Source organism: Mycobacterium mantenii (assembly GCF_001667865.1).
GTDB lineage: Bacteria > Actinomycetota > Actinomycetes > Mycobacteriales > Mycobacteriaceae > Mycobacterium > Mycobacterium mantenii_A.
Window position 1 is genome coordinate 148,159 of sequence record NZ_LZJP01000032.1, and the last position, 18,637, is coordinate 166,795.

The following is an 18,637-nucleotide window of genomic DNA, read 5'->3' on the forward strand; positions in this document are numbered from 1 at the left end:
CCATGAGCGAATTGCAGCTGCGCGCGGTCGTCGCGGACCGCAACTTGGACGTGGAGTTCACCGTGTCCGCGGGTGAGGTGCTCGCGGTGCTCGGCCCCAACGGCGCCGGCAAATCGACCGTCCTGCATGTCATCGCGGGGCTACTCCGTCCCGACCAGGGGTTGGTGCGGCTGGGTGACCGGGTCCTGACCGACACCGCGGCCGGAATCAACGTGGCGACACACGACCGCAGGGTCGGGCTGCTGATGCAAGACGCGCTGCTGTTTCCGCACCTGAGCGTCGCCGCCAATGTCGCGTTCGGACCGCACAGCCGGCGCACGCGGTTGCGTTCGGCCCGCACCACCCCCGCAACGACGGCGCTGCGCTGGCTGCGCGAGGTGGACGCCGAGGGCTTTGCCGACCGCAAACCGCGACAGCTGTCCGGCGGCCAAGCACAGCGCGTCGCGATCGCCCGGGCGCTGGCGGCCGAACCCGACGTGCTGCTGCTGGATGAACCGCTGGCCGGCCTCGACGTCGCCGCAGCCGCCGCGATCCGGGCGGTGCTGCGCACGGTCATCACCCGCATCGGCTGCGCGGCGGTGATGGTCACCCACGACCTGCTGGACGTGTTCACCCTGGCCGATCGCGTCCTGGTGCTTGAGTCCGGCCAGATCGCCGAAATCGGCCCGGTGCCCGAGGTTCTCACCGCCCCCCGCAGTCATTTCGCCGCCCGCATCGCGGGCATCAACCTGGTGAACGGCACCGTTGACCGTGACGGCTCGCTGCACGCCGACTCCGGCGAGCGCTGGTATGCGGCCCCACCGCAGAGCGGCGAAGCGTTCTCGCCCGACCAGCGTGTGATCGCGGTGTTCCCGCCTACGGCGGTGGCCGTGTATCGCGAGCGGCCGCACGGCAGCCCCCGCAACACCGTCGAGGTCGTGGTGGCCGAGATCGACGTCCACGGGCGGGCGGTATTGGTGCGTGGCGCGCAGCAACCCGACGGTGCCCCGGGGCTCGCCGCGGAGATCACCGTCGACGCCGCCTCGGAGCTGCAATTGGTGCCCGGCGATCGAGTGTGGTTCTCCATCAAGGCCCACGAGGTGACACTGCATCCCGCCGCGCGGTGAGCCGCGCAGTGGCAAGCGCCGGGCCTCGAGAAGATTGCGCATCGGCAACATCGGTAAATCCGCGCTGCACTAGTCCGCACTACACCCTTGCGTCACAGCGGTAACACGGTAGGTTCGTCGCCATGGAGCAGGTGGATCCGACCTCGACCCGTCGTAAAGGGCTGTGGACGACACTGGCGATCACCACGGTGACCGGTGCCAGCGCAGTCGCCATCGCGTTGCCGGCAACTTCCAATGCCGACCCCGAGGTGCCGACCCCGGTCCCGCCGAGCACGGCCGCGGCCCCGCCCGGCGCGCCGGCGACCAACGCGCCGCCGGCCGCCCCGGCGCCGAATGGGCAACCGGCGCCGGGTGATCCCAACGCGGCCCCGCCGCCTGCGGCCAACCCCAACGCGGCACCGCCGCCACCCGCCGACCCGAACGCGCCGCCGCCACCGGCGGCTGACCCGAACGCCGGGCGGATCACCAACGCGGTCGGGGGATTCAGCTACGTCCTGCCCGGCGGCTGGGTGGAGTCCGACGCCTCGCACCTCGACTACGGCTCGGCGCTGCTGAGCAAGGTCACCGGCCCGCCGCCGATGCCCGACCAGCCACCCGCGGTGGCCAACGACACCCGCATCGTGATGGGCCGCCTGGACCAGAAGCTTTACGCCAGTGCGGAAGCCAACAATGCCAAGGCCGCGGTGCGGCTGGGGTCGGACATGGGCGAGTTCTTCATGCCCTATCCCGGCACCCGGATCAACCAGGACAGCACACCCCTTAACGGCAGCAACGGCAGCACCGGCAGCGCGTCGTATTACGAGGTCAAGTTCAGCGATGCGTCCAAGCCGAACGGCCAGATCTGGACGGGCGTCATCGGTTCGGCCAACGGCGGTACCGCACAGCGCTGGTTCGTGGTGTGGCTCGGTACCTCGAACGACCCGGTGGACCGGGGCGCGGCCAAGGCGCTGACGGAGTCGATCCAAGCGTGGACACCGCCGGCCGGGCCGCCAGCGGCGCCGGGGGCGCCGGCCGCACCGGTAGCGCCGGCGGCGCCGGGCGCTCCCGCACCGGCTCCCGCGGCTCCGGCGGCTCCCGCCGCGCCGGGTGCGCCGGCGCCGGTTCCGGGTGGCGCGCCGGCCTCAGAGGTCAGTCCCACCCCGACACCCACACCGCAGCAGACCTTCTCGGCCTGACCGCGCCGCCCGATCGGCGCGGTCGCAGCGCAAATCGACTGGTCAACCGTCTCCAATTCGGCGCTCATTTCGTGACCCAAACTGGGTATACCGAAATGACGGCCCAGCAAATAGCTGGGCTTTGCCAGCGATTGCAAGGAGACCCCCATGGACGTCACTGCTGCTACCGAATATCTGGCCCGCTCCACGACGTTTACCAGCGTCGGCATCATCGGCTACATCATCATCGGCGGTCTGGCCGGCGCGCTCGCCAGCAGGATCATCCGCGGTAGCGGGGCCGGCATCCTGATGGACATCGTGATCGGCGTTGTCGGCGCGCTGATCGGAGGCTTCATCCTGAGCTTCTTCGTCAACACCGCGGGCGGCGGCATCATCTTCACCTTCTTCACCGCCCTGCTCGGAGCCCTCATCCTGCTCTGGGTCGTCGGCATGGTCCGCCGCACCTAGGTCACTTAACCCGTTGCAGCCGTGGTGGTTAGCGGCATGATGGATTGATGCCTCCACCGGTGACCACCACGGCAATGCGGGCCTGGCGGGTCCGTCGACCCGGGCCGATGAACACCGACCCGCTAGAGCAGGTCACCACCGAGATACCGCGCCCGGGACCGTCCGAACTGCTGGTGGCCGTGCGCGCGTGCGGCGTCTGCCGCACCGACCTGCACGTCACCGAGGGCGATCTGCCCGTTCACCGCGACCACGTCACTCCCGGCCATGAGGTGGTCGGTGAGGTCATCGAAATGGGGGAGGAGGCCGGCGAGGACTTCCGGGTCGGTGACCGGGTAGGCATCGCCTGGCTGCGCCACACGTGCGGCGTGTGCACGTATTGCCGTCGCGGCGACGAGAACCTGTGCCCCCACTCCCGCTACACCGGCTGGGACGCCGACGGCGGCTACGCCGAATTTGCCACCGTCCCGGCGGCTTTCGCGCACCCACTGCCGGCCGGCTACAGCGACAGCGAGCTGGCCCCGTTGTTGTGTGCGGGCATCATCGGCTACCGCTCGCTGCTGCGCGCCGAGCTGCCGTCCGGGGGGCGCCTGGGCCTCTACGGGTTCGGCGGCAGCGCGCACATCACCGCGCAGGTGGCGCTGGCGCAAGGCGCCGAGGTGCACGTGATGACCCGCGGATCCCAGGCGCGGGAACTGGCGCTGGGGCTGGGCGCGGCGTCGGCACAAGGCGCCGCCGATCCGCCGCCGGTGCCGCTGGATGCCGCGATCCTGTTCGCCCCGGTGGGTGAGCTGGTGCTGCCCGCGTTGGAAGCGCTGGACCGCGGCGGCACCCTGGCGATCGCCGGGATTCACCTGTCCGATATCCCGGTCCTGAATTACCAGCGCCACCTGTTCCAGGAACGCCAGGTCCGCTCGGTCACGTCCAACACCCGGGCCGACGCGCGGGCCTTCCTCGACTTCGCCGGCAAGCACCACATCGACGTCACCACGCCGGAATATCCGCTCGGACAAGCGGATCGGGCGCTGGCGGATCTGAGCGCGGGCCGCATCGCCGGTGCGGCGGTGCTGCTCGTTTGATCGGCGTCAAGCGGACAGATGCCACACCAGCGCGGCGGCCAGCGCGCCGAGCCCGTTCAATGACCAGTGCAACGCGATCGGCGCGATCAGGCTGCCGCTGCGCCGGCGCAGCCAGCTGAAGACGAATCCGGCGGCCCCGGTCGCCAGCACCGCCCCGGTCACCCCGGCCATCATGCCTAAGATCCCGCCGCCGAACAGCCGGGTGAGGCCGATGTTGCTGCTGGTCAGCCCGAGCGACGTCGCGACGTGCCACAGTCCGAACAACAGCGAACCCGCCAGCGCGACGCCGCGAAAGCCCCAGGCCCGGTGCAGCGCGCCGTGCAGGACGCCCCGGAAGGCCAGTTCCTCGGGGATGACAGTCTGCAACGGGATGACGACCATCGAGGCGATCATCGCCCCCGAGATCGTGGCGTAGCGGTTGTTCATGAACATCGGCCGGGTCGCCGGCAGCAACACGCCCACCGCGATCACCGCCGCCACAACGGCCACGGCGGCCAGCGCGTAACCTATGCCGGGCTTCCAGTGCTCGCGGCCCAGGCCGAGGTCCGCCCAGCCCAGGCCCCGGCAGCGCATCAAGATGACCAACCCGACGGCTGCGGCCGGAACGGTGGCGATGCTCGCCCACGGCGTGGTGAAGTGCGCGATCAGGTTGGTCAGCACCAGCACCACGACGACGACGGCGATGTCGAGGTTGATCCGGAAACTGTGCAGCGCCGAGAGCTGCGCCACCGCCGGGTGAGTGTCGGCTGTCCCGGTGGCGTCAGGCATCCGTCCAGCCTACCGGCGCCAAGCGGCTGCGACGGTTCAATGAGATGGCCGTCATGGTGGTGATTGGCGCCCGAAGCGCAGCCATGCGGGCAATCTCGTCGTTCAAATCACTCACTGCGTTCGTTCTGCTCGCTCGACTCCCAGCCCGATGGGTCGTCTCGCTCCCATCACTCACTGCGTTCGTTCTGCTCGCTCGACTCCCAGGTCCAGCCGGCGATCTGCGGGTCGTCCTCGCCGTGCTCGCGCGTGTAGATCCGCGCGGCGAGGCGGGCGTCGACCATGCGCTGCCGCAGCATGGCGGCCCGACTGGCCAGCCCGTCCACCCGGTCGATCACGTCCATCACCAGGTGAAAGCGGTCCAAATCGTTGAGCATCACCATGTCGAACGGCGTGGTCGTGGTGCCGCGCTCCTTGAATCCGCGCACGTGGATGTGGGGGTGGTTGGTGCGCCGGTAGGTCAGGCGGTGGATCAGCCACGGATAGCCGTGATAGGCGAAGATGACCGGCTTGTCGCGGGTGAACAGCGCGTCGAACTCGCGGTCGGGCAGGCCGTGCGGGTGCTCGGACTCCGGCTGCAGCCGCATCAGGTCGACGACATTGACCACCCGGACCGCCAGCCCCGGCAGCTCGCGGCGCAGGATGTCGGCCGCGGCCAGCGTCTCCAGTGTGGGGATGTCCCCGGCGCAGGCCAGCACCACGTCGGGTTCGTCGGTGGCCGTGCTCGCCCACGGCCAGATGCCCAGGCCGCGCGCACAATGCGCGATGGCCTGGTCCATGTCCAGGTAGGCCAGCGCGGGCTGCTTGCCGGCGACGATGACGTTGATGTAGTCCCGGCTGCGCAGGCAATGGTCGACCACCGACAGCAGCGTGTTGCCGTCCGGCGGCAGGTACACCCGGGTCAATTCGGCCCGCTTGTTGGCGACCAGGTCGATGAAGCCGGGGTCCTGGTGCGACGCGCCGTTGTGGTCTTGGCGCCACACGTGCGAGCTGAGCAGGTAGTTGAGCGATGCGATGGGCCGGCGCCACGGCAGTTCGCGGCTGGTGGCAAGCCATTTCGCGTGCTGGTTGAGCATCGAGTCGACGATGTGCACGAAGGCTTCGTAGCAGTTGAACAGGCCGTGCCGCCCGGTCAGCAAGTAGCCTTCCAGCCAGCCCTGGCACAGGTGTTCGGAGAGCACCTCCATCACGCGGCCATCGGGCGCGAGGTGCTCGTCATCGGGCTCGACCTCCGACAGCCACACCTTGTCGGTCGACCCGAAGACGGCGTCGAGCCGGTTGGAGGCCGTCTCGTCGGGCCCCATCAGCCGGAACCGGTCGGAGTTGCGGGCGATCACGTCGCGCAGGAACGTGCCCAACACCCGGGTGGCCTCATGCGTGGTGACAGCTGGCCGCTCGACGGCCACGGCATAGTCACGGAAGTCCGGCAGGTCGAGATCGTGCAGGAGCAACCCGCCGTTGGCGTGCGGATTGGCGCTCATCCGCCTATCCCCGAAGGGCGCCAGTGCCCGCAATTCGTCGCGCAGCCTGCCGTTGTCGTCGAAAAGCTGCTCGGGCCCGTAACTGCGCAGCCATTCTTCGAGCTGGGCGCGGTGTTCGGGATTGTTGTGCGTCTCCGACAGCGGCACCTGATGCGAGCGCCACGTGCCCTCGACCTTCTTGCCGTCGACCACCTTGGGCCCGGTCCAGCCCTTGGGCGTGCGCAGCACGATCATCGGCCACACAGGGCGCTGCCCCTGACCGCCGCCGCGGGCCGCACTCTGGATGCCGGCGATGTCGTCGAACGCGTCGTCGAGCGCGGCCGCCAGTTGCTGGTGCACGTCGGCCGGGTCATCGCCGGCGACCGTGATCGGCCGGTAGCCGTAGCCGCGCAGCAGCGATTCCAGCTCCTGGTGCGGGATGCGGGCCAGCACCGTCGGGTTGGCGATCTTGTAGCCGTTGAGCGCCAGGATGGGCAGCACCGCGCCGTCTGTCACCGGATTGAGGAACTTGTTGGAGTGCCAACTGGCGGCCAACGGCCCCGTTTCGGCCTCGCCGTCACCGACGACGCAGGCCACCACCAGGTAGGGATTGTCGAGGGCCGCGCCGTAGGCGTGCACCAGCGCGTAGCCGAGCTCACCGCCCTCGTGGATGGATCCCGGTGTCTGGGCCGCGACGTGGCTGGGGATGCCGCCGGGGAAGGAGAACTGCCGGAACAGTTTGCGCAGCCCCTCAGTGTCCTCCTCGATGCCGGTGTACACCTCGCTGTAGGTGCCTTCCAGGTAGGCATTGGCGACCAATCCCGGGCCGCCGTGCCCCGGCCCGGTCACGTAGATGACGTCGGCGTCCCGGTTGCGGATGATGCGGTTCAGGTGCGCATAGATCAGGTTGAGCCCGGGCGTGGTGCCCCAGTGCCCGAGCAGGCGCGGTTTGACGTGCTCGGCGGACAGCGGTTCGTTGAGCAGCGGATTGTCCAGCAGATAGATCTGCCCGACCGACAAATAATTGGCTGCGCGCCAGTACTTGTCGAGGAGAGCTAGTTCGTCGTCGGAGAGCGGAGACTGCGCGGGCGCGGGGGTTCGGGTTTCGAGGCTCACCCGCCCGATTGTCCGCGCCATCGGTGAACAACGCTCGTGCGTGATTACTCTTCGCCGCGGGCTCGGGCCTCGTACGCCCGGCGCTTGACGACGTCGACGTCGTCGGTGAAGACGTGCTCGCCGCCGAGGGCGCGGTTCAGCCCCTCGGACAGCGCGCGCGGCATGAACTTCTGCGACGCGATGATCGCGCCGGCCGTCTTGGTGACCCGCACTCGCGGCCTGGGATGCGCCACCAGGTGGACGATCGCCTCCGCGATGTCGGCCGGCTCGGCGTTCTTGATGCCCTTGGCTCCCGACGTGCCGGCGATCAATTCGGTGTTCACGAACGTCGGCATGACCACCGAGAATTTCACGCCCGCCCGGCGATATTCGATCCTGGCAGCGTCGGTGAACCCGATCACCGCGTGCTTGCTGGCGCAGTAGGTGGCCGCGCCGGCGATGTAGGTCTCCCCGGCGAGCGAGGCGACGTTGATGACGTGTCCGGACCCGCGGGCGATCATCCGCTGCGCTGCCAGCTTGCTGCCCAAGATCACGCCGTAGACGTTGATGTCGAGGACGCGCCGGGTGACGGCGTCGGGCTCGTCGACGATCCGGCCGAGCGGCATGATGCCGGCGTTGTTGATCAGCACGTCGATCGGGCCGAGTCGACGTTCGACCTCGTCCAGGAAATCGGAGAACGAGTGCGGGTCGGTGACGTCGAGCTTGCCGTAGACGTCGAGGCCGAGGTCGGCGCCCGACTCCTTCACCCGGACCTCGTCCACGTCGCCGATGGCGACCTTTGCGCCCAGCTTGTGCAGCGCGGTCGCGGTGGCCAGCCCGATTCCCCGCGCGCCACCGGTGATCACGATGACCTTGCCGCGAACCTTCAGCCCGATCGTTGCCGTGTCTGCCATGTCCGGTCCCCTCCAGATTCTTGACGGGTGTCAACTAGACAACCGGCTAAGCACAGCACTCGAAGCCGCCCCCGCGCAACAAGCCCGGTGACCGGCTAAGGCCAGAATTCGTTCATCGGTTGCGCGAACTTGTCGTTGTTGGTCAGTCGGGGCAACGCCAGGGAATCTTCGATGGTGCGCTGCAGGCTGTAGTGGTTGTAGTGGTTGGCGGCGACGAAATGGCCTTGGCGCATACCGGAATTCGGTGAGGGGATGACGATCATGGGCACATGGTTACCGTCGTTGCCGATGGTCAGAGACAGGTTGTTGTAGTCCTCGTCCCAGGTGATGAAGATGGCGCTGCGTTGCGTCTGGAAAGCGGGGGAGTTCACGATCGTCGGCAGCACTTGCTGCAGGAACTGGTCGCCCGCCCTGATGTTGTATTGATGGAACGTCAGCTCGCTGACCCCGAATTGCAGGTTGACCGGGCCCTCCATGTTGTGGTCCTCGTCCGCGGCGAACCACACGAAGTTGGGGGTGGTGTTGGCCGCGGCGAGATCGGTGCCCATCCGCGTCAGGGGCAGCACATGCGCCTGGCAGCGGGCGGCGTTGGAGACGATGTCGTGAAAGGCGAGGAACGGCAGTTCGCCGGGGGTGTATCCGCCGCTGGACGCGGTGGCACACGGGGTCGGCATCGACTGCTCGTAGCCGGCCCAGGTCTTGTTCGCCCCCTCCAGGGAGTCGGCCAGGTTGGGGGCGTCGACGCAGTTCATGGGGCAGTCGTAGTTCAAGCCGAAGTCGGATCCACCGAGGATCGGGTAGTAGTTCGGGTTGCTGGGGTGGGTCAGCGCGAAGTAGTTGGACGCGTATCCGTAGGTGTTGATCAGGCTGTTGATGTACGGCGCCTTGGGGCTGCCGACAACGTCCTTCACGCCGTGGTTCTCCATGTAGACCAGGAAGACGTGATCGAGGGGTCCGACGGTCGACGGGGGTGGCGCCGGTGGCTGCGGGGCGGGCAACGGGGCGCCGATGGTGAACGCCAAATTGTCGGCGTAGGAGTGGTTGTAGGCGCCGCCCGCCCAGTGGGTGTCCTTGAAGGTGACGGTCACCCGCGCGCTGCGGGTGCCGGCGGGGATCAGCCCGCTGGTGTCGCGTTCGGCCAGCTCCGTCTTGAGCCCGCGCTGAAGGATCGAGACAGGCCCGATTTTGGCTGTACCCAAGGGTGATTGGTTGGCGGCCAGGAAGTCGGCGGTGGCCGACGCCTCGGACAGTTCTAGCCTGTTGCCGCCGAGCCAACCGCTCAGCGTGAAGGGCACGGTGCCGGTATCGATGGCGGCCGCCGCCCCGTTGAGGTCGACGGTTTGGGTGAGGGTGGACGTCGCCACGTTTCCACCGCCGAAGTACTGCACGCCGCCGTCGGGTGGCCCGTTCTGGGCGGCCGGAAACGCCAGGAACTTCGGCATGGTCGGCCCCGGCGACCCGAGTGGGGAGGGCAGCCGGACCAGGGTGTTGTATTTGATCACCGTCGGTGTGCCGGTGGCGATCCAGCCCGGTATCGACACCCCGCTGTATCCCGACAGCGAGGGGTCGCCGAGCTCGGCGCCCGGGTTGACCAACAGATTCGGGCTCATCGGGGCTGCCGCGGCCACTCGGGGCGCGCTGCACGTCGACAGCACGAGCAGTGCAGCCCCGGCGGCGGCGCCAGCCACACGACTAAGGCGACAGAACATCAGGCATCACCTCTGTGGTCAAGACGCCGCGGATCGCTCCGTCGATCGTGGGCTACCTCACGCGTAACACCTACGTTGTTGCGTGAATTGAGACCGAGCGGTTGCCTTTTGGTGACCGAGTCGGTGAGTTGATGTCATCCGGATCATGTAATGCGTTGCCGCAACCGGGGATAGGGCGCCCGGCTACGGCCAACCGGCTCAGCTCAGGGCAAACCAGACCAGGCTGGCGCCGCCGGCCAGGGCGCAGTAGATCGCGAAGGGCGTCAGCGTGCGGGTTTGGAAGTAGCGCGTCAGGAACCGCACGGCGAGATAGGCGCAGACGAAGGAGGCGACGCTGCCGGCCAGCACCTGGCCACCGATTCCCGAGCCCAGCGGACCGAAGAGCTCCGGGATCTTGTACACGCCGGCGGCCAGGATGATCGGCGTCGCAAGCAGAAAGGAGAACCGGGCGGCGTCTTCGTGCGACAGTCCCCGCCAGAGGCCGGCGACGATGGTGATCCCCGAGCGGCTGATGCCGGGGAGCAGGGCCAGGATTTGCGCCGCACCGATCACCACGCCGCGAGCCAGGGGGAGTTGGGCGAGCCGATGGTCTGAGGCCTCGTCGCCGTGTTCGGGCTCCTCGCCGGCCGTCGCGGCCTCACCCGGTGTGGGTGCGATGCGCCGGCGGAGCACTTCGCCCGCGTAGAGCGCGATGCCGTTGAGCAACAGGAAGGCCGCCGCGGGCACGGGCTTGCCGAGTGTGGTGCGAAACAGCTGTTCCAGCGCCAGCCCGGCCAGACCCACCGGAATCGTGCCCACGACGATCAGCCACGCCAGTCGTTCATCGGGCGTCTGGATCCGCCGGTGGCGCAGCGACGAGAAGAACCCCGTCACGATTCGCACCCAGTCCCGCCAGAAGAACACCAGCAGGGCCGCGGCGGTGGCCACGTGCAGGCCCACGATGAACGCGAGGTAGGGCGATTTGGGGGCGGAGACGCTGAGGTCCTGGGCCCACCGCCCGCCGACCAGCGCCGGCACCAGCACCGCGTGCCCCAAACTGGAGACCGGGAACAACTCGGTGACGCCTTGGAACGCGCCGACCACCACGGCCTCGACGTAGCTCAGGTGCGCGGTCATAGGGGATGCCTCCATGAGACGACGGGTAGGGCCTGGCGGTCGGCCTGTGACGATAGCCGACGCCGCGCCGGCGTGGTTCTTCGACCGAGCGTTGCGCCGGAGTCGATGCCGCGTGGGCCGAATCAGCCTGCCCACCCGGCACTTTGGCGGTCGCGACGGGCGCTAAGCGTCGGGAACGCCCGCCGCGCAGCGGCCTGACCAGCCGGGTACGGTGTCCAGATGGCCGACGGGTTGCTCGACGCCGTGCGAGTCCTCGACTTGTCCAGCGGCGTCGCCGACGCGGTCACCCGGCTGTTCGCCGACCTGGGTGCCGACGTGCTCAAGGTGGAGCCGCCGGGCGGCTGCCTGGGACGCGACGCGCTGCCCACGCTGCGCGGGGCCAGCATTTCGTTCGCCGTGCACAACGCCAACAAGCGCAGTGCGGTGCTCGACCCTTTCGATGACGAGGACTGCGCGCGCTTCCTGGACCTGGCCGCGGAGGCCGACATCGTCGTGGACACCGGCGCCGACGAGCGCGGGGCCATGTTCGGGACCTCCGGTGAGGAGCTGGCGGCCCGCTACCCGCACCTGGTGGTGCTGTCGATCACCGATTTCGGCGCGACGGGCTCGCGGTCGTCCTGGCGTGCCACCGATCCGGTGTTGTACGCGATGTGTGGCGCGCTGTCGCGGTCCGGCCCCACCACCGGCACCCCCGTATTGCCGCCGGACGGTATCGCTTCGGCAACCGCCGCCGTTCAGGCCGCATGGGCCGCGCTTGCGGCGTACTACAATCGATTACGTTGCGGCACAGGCGATTATATCGACTTTTCCTGGTTCGACGCCGTCGTGATGGCCCTCGATCCCGCGTTCGGTGCGCATGGTCAGGCCGCCGCCGGGGTCCGCCGCAGCGGGCGGTGGCGGGGCCGGCCCAAGAACCAGGACGCGTACCCGATCTATGCCTGCCAGGACGGTCACGTCCGGCTGTGTGTGATGGCGCCGCGGCAGTGGCGCGGCCTGCGGCGCTGGCTGGGGGAACCGGAGGAATTTCAGGACGAGAAATACGACGCGATCGGCGCGCGGTTCGCGGCCTGGCCGCAGATCAGCGAGCTGATCCGGGAGTTGTTCGCCGGACAGACCATGAAGGATCTGGTGGCCGCCGGACAGGCGAACGGGGTGCCGATCGCCGCGGTGCTGACGCCCGCACGGATCCTGGGGTCCGAACACTTTCAGGCGGTGGGCGCCATCACCGAGGCCGAACTCGTCCCCGGCGTGCGCACCAGCGTGCCGACGGGATATTTCGTCGTCGACGGCCGGCGCGCGGGTTTTCGGACGCCGGTGCCCGCCGCGGGGCAGGACGAACCGTATTGGCGGGGCAATCCGTCGGTGGTGCCGTCGTCATCGGGCCGGCTGGGCGACTATCCGTTCGCCGGGCTGCGGATTCTGGATCTGGGCATCATCGTCGCCGGTGGTGAGTTGAGCCGGTTGTTCGGCGACCTGGGCGCCGACGTCATCAAAGTCGAAAGTGTCGATTACCCAGACGGATTGCGGCAGGCCAGGATTGGCGATGCCATGAGCGAGTCGTTCGCCTGGACACACCGCAACAACCGCGCATTGGGGCTGGATCTGCGCAGCGCCGAGGGCAAGAAGATCTTCGGCCGCCTGGTGGCCGAGGCCGATGCGGTTTTTGCCAACTTCAAGCCGGGAACCCTTGCCGCACTCGGGTTTTCCTACGATGAGCTGCGCGCCATCAACCCGCGGATCGTGCTGGCCGAGAGCAGTGCATTCGGCGACACGGGGCCGTGGAGCGCGCGGCTGGGCTACGGCCCGCTGGTCCGCGCCACGACCGGGGTCACCAGCCTCTGGACATCGGACGGTGCGCAGGACGAAGCCGGCACGGGCAGGCACGGCTTCTACGACGCGACCACGGTCTTTCCCGACCACGTGGTGGGGCGGGTCACGGCGATTGGGGCGCTGGCCGCGCTGATCCACCGCGGCCGGGCCGGCCGGGGAGCCCACGTCCACGTCTCGCAGGCCGAAGTCGTGGTCAACCAGCTCGACACGCTGTACGTCACCGAGGCCGCGCTGGCCGCGGGCGTCGCGCAGATTCGCGAGGACACCAGCCTGCATGCGGTCTTTCCGTGCGCGGGTGACGACGAGTGGTGCGTCATCTCGATCCGAACCGATGATGAATGGCGCCGTGCCACTTCGATTTTCGACCATGCGGGATGGGGCGACGATCCCCGCTTCGCGACCGGCGAGGCGCGCCTGGCCCATCGCGACGAACTGGTGGAGCTGGTTTCCGTCTGGACCCGTACCCGCACCCCGCTGCGGGCGGCCGAACTGCTGCAGGCGGCCGGAGTGCCGGCCGGGCCGATGAACCGCCCGCCGGACGTGCTCGAGGATCCGCAGCTGAACGCCCGCCACGTCTACAGCCCGATGGTGCATCCGCTGATCGACAATCCGCTGCCGGCCGAGACCGGCCCGGCGCCGTTTCACCACATCCCGCCGGCCCGGCAGGCCCCGGCGCCGATGCCCGGCCAGCACACCGTGGAGATCTGCCGAGAACTGCTGGGAATGAACCCCGCGGACATCCGGCGGCTGATCGATGACGGCGTCCTGTCCGGCCCGGCCGACAACGCCTAGCGGTCGAGGCAGATCTCATCCGCGCCCGGTGTCACGCTGGCGTGACCTGGGTCGCGCGCCGCCATGCCGGGGTGACGCTCGCGGCCGCCGGACAAGGCCTGAGGCCCGCCGACCGGGCCGGATTCATAGCCACGCTAAATTCGTCCCTATGACCGTCGACCCCAGGACCCCGGTGTTGATCGGCTACGGCCAGGTCAACCATCGCGACGAGATCGACCCCGGAACCCGGTCGGTGGAGCCGATGGATCTGATGGTGGCCGCGGCCGAGCGCGCAGCCGACGCCGCCGTGATCGAGGCCGTGGATTCCATCCGGATCGTGAACATCCTGTCGGCCCACTACCGCGACCCGGGCCTGCTGCTCGGCGAGCGAATCGGCGCCTCCGACTTCGGCACGCTGTACAGCCCCGTCGGCGGCAACGTGCCGCAGTCGCTGGTCAACCAGGCCTGCCTGGACATTCAGCGGGGCCGGGCCAAGGTGGTGCTGCTGGCCGGCGCCGAAACGTGGCGCACCAGGCGGGGATTGCGGGCCAAGGGCGGCAAGCTGGTCTGGACCGAGCAGGACCACTCGGTGCCGATGGCCGAAGTCAGCGGCGACGACGTGCCGATGGCCGGTGACGCCGAGATCAGGATCTCGCTCGACCGGCCGGCCTACGTCTACCCGATGTTCGAGGAGGCGCTTCGGGTCGCGAACGGCGAGTCGATCGACGACCACCTCGAGCGCATCGGAGCGCTGTGGGCACGGTTCAACGCGGTGGCGGTCCACAACCCGCACGCCTGGATCCGCAAGCCGTCGAGCGCCGACGACATTCGTCAGGCGGGCCCGCACAACCGAATGATCAGTTGGCCCTACACCAAGCTGATGAACTCCAACAACATGGTCGACCAGGGCGCGGCGCTGGTCCTCACCTCGGTGGGGGAGGCGACCCGGCTGAAAATTCCGGCCGAGCGGTGGGTTTTCCCGCACGCGGGCACCGACGCCCACGACACGCCGTCCATCGCCGAGCGTCACGAATTGCACCGCTCGACGGCGATCCGGATCGCCGGCGCGCGGGCGCTGGAACTGTCCGGCCTGGGCATCGACGACATCGATTACGTCGACCTGTACTCGTGCTTTCCCTCCGCGGTCCAGGTGGCTGCCGCCGAACTGGGGTTGAGCGTCGACGATCCCGCCCGCCCGCTGACGGTGACCGGCGGGCTGACGTTCGCCGGCGGACCGTGGAGCAACTACGTGATGCATTCGATAGCCACCATGGCGGAATTGCTGGTGGCCAATCCGGGCCGGCACGGCCTGATCACCGCCAACGGCGGCTACCTGACCAAACACAGCTTCGGGGTGTACAGCACCGATCCGCCGGCCGAATTCCGCTGGGAGGACTCGCAACCGGCCGTCGATCGGGAGCCGACGACGGCGGCGGTGGTGGAGTGGCAAGGTGTCGGCACCGTCGAGGCCTGGACGACGCCGTTCGACCGCGACGGCCAGCCGGAAAAGGCGTTTCTGGCCGTGCGTACGCCCGACGGGTCGCGCGCGCTTGCCGTGGTCACCGACCGCGCCGCGGCGGAGGCATCGGTGCGAGAAGATATCGGTGGCGCCAAGGTTGCCGTCGCCGCGGATGGCAGCGCGACGCTGCGATAGCCCCGGACTCCGGCATCACGGCAGGTCACCGAACCGTTACCGGACTAACGGTCGCGTAGCCCAGGTCCGCTTGCCTATTGTTGAGTGCTGAGGGTTGGGGGAGGTGAGCCCAGGTGCACATCCTGGTTACCGACGCCACCGGCGCACTCGGGCGCCTGGTCGCTGGGCAGCTCATCGCTGCCGGGCACACGGTCACGGGGATTGCTGAGCTCCCGCATCCATGCCTCGACCGCAACGTCGACTTTGTTTGCGCATCGCTGAACGACCGGGTGCTGCGGGACCTGACCGACGAAGCCGATGCGGTGATCCACCTGGCCCCCATCGACCCGTCCGCCCCGGGCAGCGCGGACATGGACGGTCTTGCCCGGGTGACCGACGCGGCCGCCCGCGCCGGTTGCCGGCTGCTGTTCGTGTCGCAGGCCGCGGGCCGGGCCGAGCTCTATCGACCGGCCGAAGACCTGGTGTCCTCCAGTTGGGGCCCCACCGTGGTTGTCCGGATCGCACCGCCGGTCGGTCGCCAGCTCGACTGGATGGTGTGCCGTACCGTGGCCACCCTGGTGCGCGCCAAGGTTTCGGCTCAGCCCATGCGAGTGCTGCACCTCGACGATCTGATGCGCTTTTTGGTGCTGGCACTGAACACCGATCGCACGGGTGTCGTGGACCTCGCCAGCCCGGACACCGTCAACCTGATCACCGCGTGGCGGATGTTGCGGGCCACCGACCCGCGGTTCCGGCTGCACCGGGTGCGCAGCTGGCCGCAGCTCATTCCTGAGATGAATTTGGCTGCGGCACAAGAGGATTGGTCCTTCAACTTCGGCTGGCACGCGCTCGACGCGGTCGGCGACACCGCTCGTGGACTGGTCGGCCGCCGAATCGACACCGCGGGGGCGATCAACCACGGCGGACGGCTCGCCGTGCCGGTCGAGGTGCTGCCACACGGTCGGCGGGCGGCCGATGGTGCGCACAGCGCCGCGCCCGAAGGCATCGAGGGCGAATTCGACGACCAGATCGATCCGCGGTTCCCGATCTTCAGCGGCTCCGCCCTCAACGAGGCGCTGCCCGGACCGCTCACCCCGATAACGCTGGACGTGCAACTGAGCGGACTGCGCACCGCTAGCCGCGTGTTGGGCCAGCTGCTCGCGCTCGGCGGCGCGGTCGACGAGGAATGGGGCAGCAGGGCCATCGCGGTGTTCGGCCATCGTCCCTACGTCGGGGTTTCGGTCAACATGGTGGCCGCCGCCCAGCTGCCCGGTTGGGACCAGGACGCCCTCGTCCGGAACGCCCTGGTCGGCCAGCCCCACATCGGGGATCCGCTGCCGCTTGGCGAGCCGACCCTGGCGGGCGGGCCGCTCGGCTCGGTCGCCAAGGCGGTTGCCACGGGACGGTCGGTGGCCCTGCTGCGCCATCTGCGGGCCGACACCCGGGCCTACGGTGCCGCCGCGATGGCGGAGCACCTCGATGCGAGCCAACTGGCGTTGCTGCCGGAGGCCGCACTGGAAGTCCGGCTCCGGCTGCTGCGCGACCGCATTCATCAGGGGTGGATCCTCAACGCGCTCTGGCTGATCGACGCCGGCGTGAGCGCCGCGGCCCCGGTGCGCGGCCACGCCGGCCGCAGCGTGGCCGGGGTGGGCATGATCGCCGACAGCGACCTCGTCGCCGCGGAGATCGCCGAGTTGGCGGCGGCGCTGCGCGCCGACCCGCCGTTGTGCGCGCTGGCCGAGGAGGGCAACCTCGCCAGCATTCGCGCGTTGTCGCCGGACACGGCGGCCGCCGTGGATGCCGCCGTCGCTCGGATCGGGCATCGAGGCCCGGGGGAGGCGGAGCTGGCCAGCAGGACGTTCGCCGACGACCCGACCATGTTGCTGATCGCGGCCGCAACCGCCGCGGCACAATCCACACCGCCGGTGACGACGAACGAACGGTCCGCCGCCAACGCCCGCGGCTCGCGGGAGCTGGCCCACGACAGCACGATGCGATTCACGCACGAGCTTCGGATAACGTTGCGCGCCTTAGGTTCTCTGCGATTAGAGGCGGACCTGATCGACGACGTCGCCGACATGTACTACTTGACTTGCAACGAACTGGTCACCCTTCCGGGCGATGCGCGGCTGCGGATCAAACGCCGGCGCACCGAGCGGGAGCGGTTGCTGGTGCAGTGCCCGCCCGACGTCATCGACGGCACCTGGGCTCCGGTCCGGCGCAGCGCTGACGACGCCGACACCCAACGCACCGCCGGCTGACGATCACCCGCACAGGTCGGCCAGCGGTGACTGTGGATCGCCCAGCTTGTCGACGTCGACCGGGGCCCGGGACCGGATCAGCGCTTTGACGTCGTCGAGCACATCCCAGACATTGACGTTCATGCCGGCCAGCACCCGGTCATCGCCGTCGAGCCAGAACGCGACGAATTCGCGGCCGGCGACGTCGCCGCGGAACACCACGCGCGCGGAGCCGGCCGCGTGCCCGGCGTATTCCATGCCGAGGTCGTACTGGTCGGTGAAGAAATAGGGTAGCTCGGCGTATTCCCCTGGCCTGCCGAGCATCCCGGCCACCGCGACCGCGGGTTGCTTGAGCGCATTGGCCCAGTGTTCGGTGCGGATCCGGGTGCCGAAGAGCGGGTGTTCGGCCGCGGCGATGTCGCCGACGGCGTAGATGTCGGGGTCGCTGGTGCGCAACGAGGCATCGACCAGCACACCGCCCTCACCCATGGACAGCCCGGCCTGTTCGGCGAGTTCGGTGTTCGGTTTGGCGCCGACGGCCACCAGCACGGCGTCGGCCGCGATCGTCGCCCCGTCGCGGGTCCGCAAACCGGTGGCCGACCCGTGCGCTCCGTCGGCCCGGGTGATCTCCTCGACCTGTGTCTCGAGCCGCAAATCCACCCCGTGCTCGCGATGCAAGGTGGCGAACACTTCGCCGACGGTTTCTCCCAGGGCCGCCATCAGCGGTTGTTCAGCCGCTTCGACCACAGTGACGTCGACGCCGCGCTGACGGGCGCCGGCGGCCACTTCCAGCCCGATCCAGCCGGCGCCCACGACGGCCAGCGAAGTACCTTCGCTCAGAACGGAATCCAGTGCCACCGCGTCTTCATAGGTGCGCAGATAATGCACCCCGCCGGAGTCCGAGCCCGGTATCGGCGGGCGCCGCGCGGCCGAGCCCGTCGCCAGCAGCAGCTTGTCGTAACCGACGGTGGTGCCGTCGGGCAGCCCCACGGTGTGGCCCGCGGCGTCCAGGGCGGACGCCCTCGTGTTGATCCGCAGGTCGACCTCGTTGTCCCGGTACCAGTCGGCGTTGTGCACGGTGAAATCGGCCAGCGACTTCTTCCCGGCCAGATACTCCTTCGACAGCGGGGGCCGCTCGTAGGGCAGCCGCTGCTCGTCGGCAAGCACCGTGATGTTCCCATCGAAGTTGTTGTCTCGCAATGCTTCTACGGCTTTGGCCGCCGCGAGTCCGCCGCCGACGATGACGAAGCTGGTCGAGTTGGCCATGGTGGGCGCCCCCGTTCTTTCGCAGAATTCCAGC

13 protein-coding genes are annotated in these 18,637 nt (G+C 69.0%); 7 read left to right on the forward strand and 6 right to left on the reverse strand.

The window, feature by feature from the left end; genetic code table 11:
* Positions 1–2 precede the first annotated feature (2 nt).
* From A5688_RS05630 to A5688_RS05645, 4 genes are all read left to right on the forward strand, one after another.
* Complete coding sequence (locus A5688_RS05630) at positions 3–1,106, forward strand: sulfate/molybdate ABC transporter ATP-binding protein (RefSeq protein WP_067913454.1); 1,104 nt, start codon at positions 3–5, stop codon at positions 1,104–1,106.
* Between the two features lie 122 nt (positions 1,107–1,228).
* Positions 1,229–2,281 (forward strand): alanine and proline-rich secreted protein Apa, encoded by a 1,053-nt coding sequence (locus A5688_RS05635; RefSeq protein WP_067913460.1) that lies wholly within the window; start codon positions 1,229–1,231, stop codon positions 2,279–2,281.
* 147 nt (positions 2,282–2,428) lie between these two features.
* Positions 2,429–2,728 carry a GlsB/YeaQ/YmgE family stress response membrane protein gene (locus tag A5688_RS05640; RefSeq protein ID WP_067834877.1) on the forward strand — a complete coding sequence of 100 codons (300 nt, stop codon included), beginning with the start codon at positions 2,429–2,431 and terminating at the stop codon, positions 2,726–2,728.
* Between the two features lie 47 nt (positions 2,729–2,775).
* Complete coding sequence (locus A5688_RS05645) at positions 2,776–3,804, forward strand: zinc-binding alcohol dehydrogenase family protein (protein ID WP_067913462.1); 1,029 nt, start codon at positions 2,776–2,778, stop codon at positions 3,802–3,804.
* A 6-nt stretch (positions 3,805–3,810) separates the two neighbouring features.
* Here the strand turns inward: A5688_RS05645 and A5688_RS05650 are convergent, their stop codons facing one another.
* The 5 genes from A5688_RS05650 to A5688_RS05670 form a co-directional block, all read right to left on the reverse strand.
* Positions 3,811–4,572: a CPBP family intramembrane glutamic endopeptidase gene (locus A5688_RS05650; RefSeq protein ID WP_067834873.1), complete on the reverse strand. Its 762-nt coding sequence runs from the start codon at positions 4,570–4,572 to the stop codon at positions 3,811–3,813.
* 167 nt (positions 4,573–4,739) lie between these two features.
* Positions 4,740–7,145, reverse strand: coding sequence for a phosphoketolase family protein (locus tag A5688_RS05655; RefSeq protein WP_067913464.1), 2,406 nt, complete (start codon positions 7,143–7,145; stop codon positions 4,740–4,742).
* A 44-nt stretch (positions 7,146–7,189) separates the two neighbouring features.
* Positions 7,190–8,038 carry an SDR family oxidoreductase gene (locus A5688_RS05660; RefSeq protein ID WP_067913466.1) on the reverse strand — a complete coding sequence of 283 codons (849 nt, stop codon included), beginning with the start codon at positions 8,036–8,038 and terminating at the stop codon, positions 7,190–7,192.
* A 95-nt stretch (positions 8,039–8,133) separates the two neighbouring features.
* On the reverse strand, positions 8,134–9,648 hold the full coding sequence (locus A5688_RS05665) for an alkaline phosphatase family protein (RefSeq protein ID WP_242660361.1): 1,515 nt from the start codon (positions 9,646–9,648) through the stop codon (positions 8,134–8,136).
* Between the two features lie 297 nt (positions 9,649–9,945).
* Entirely contained in the window at positions 9,946–10,863 is a 918-nt protein-coding gene (locus tag A5688_RS05670) for an undecaprenyl-diphosphate phosphatase (RefSeq protein ID WP_067834865.1), read from the reverse strand.
* A gap of 219 nt (positions 10,864–11,082) precedes the next feature.
* Here A5688_RS05670 and A5688_RS05675 point away from each other — a divergent pair, with 219 nt between their 5' ends.
* The 3 genes from A5688_RS05675 to A5688_RS05685 all read left to right on the forward strand — a co-directional run bounded on the left by A5688_RS05675 (position 11,083) and on the right by A5688_RS05685 (position 17,358).
* The gene (locus A5688_RS05675; protein ID WP_067913472.1) at positions 11,083–13,485 is read left to right on the forward strand and encodes a CaiB/BaiF CoA-transferase family protein; all 2,403 of its coding nucleotides are present in this window, start codon (positions 11,083–11,085) and stop codon (positions 13,483–13,485) included.
* A 148-nt stretch (positions 13,486–13,633) separates the two neighbouring features.
* Positions 13,634–15,118, forward strand: coding sequence for an acetyl-CoA acetyltransferase (locus A5688_RS05680; protein ID WP_067913473.1), 1,485 nt, complete (start codon positions 13,634–13,636; stop codon positions 15,116–15,118).
* A 113-nt stretch (positions 15,119–15,231) separates the two neighbouring features.
* On the forward strand, positions 15,232–17,358 hold the full coding sequence (locus tag A5688_RS05685) for an NAD-dependent epimerase/dehydratase family protein (RefSeq protein ID WP_067913478.1): 2,127 nt from the start codon (positions 15,232–15,234) through the stop codon (positions 17,356–17,358).
* Between the two features lie 3 nt (positions 17,359–17,361).
* On the opposite strand, the gene A5688_RS05690 is transcribed toward A5688_RS05685, so the two are convergent.
* Positions 17,362–18,603 (reverse strand): NAD(P)/FAD-dependent oxidoreductase, encoded by a 1,242-nt coding sequence (locus A5688_RS05690; protein ID WP_068268078.1) that lies wholly within the window; start codon positions 18,601–18,603, stop codon positions 17,362–17,364.
* Positions 18,604–18,637: the final 34 nt, after the last annotated feature.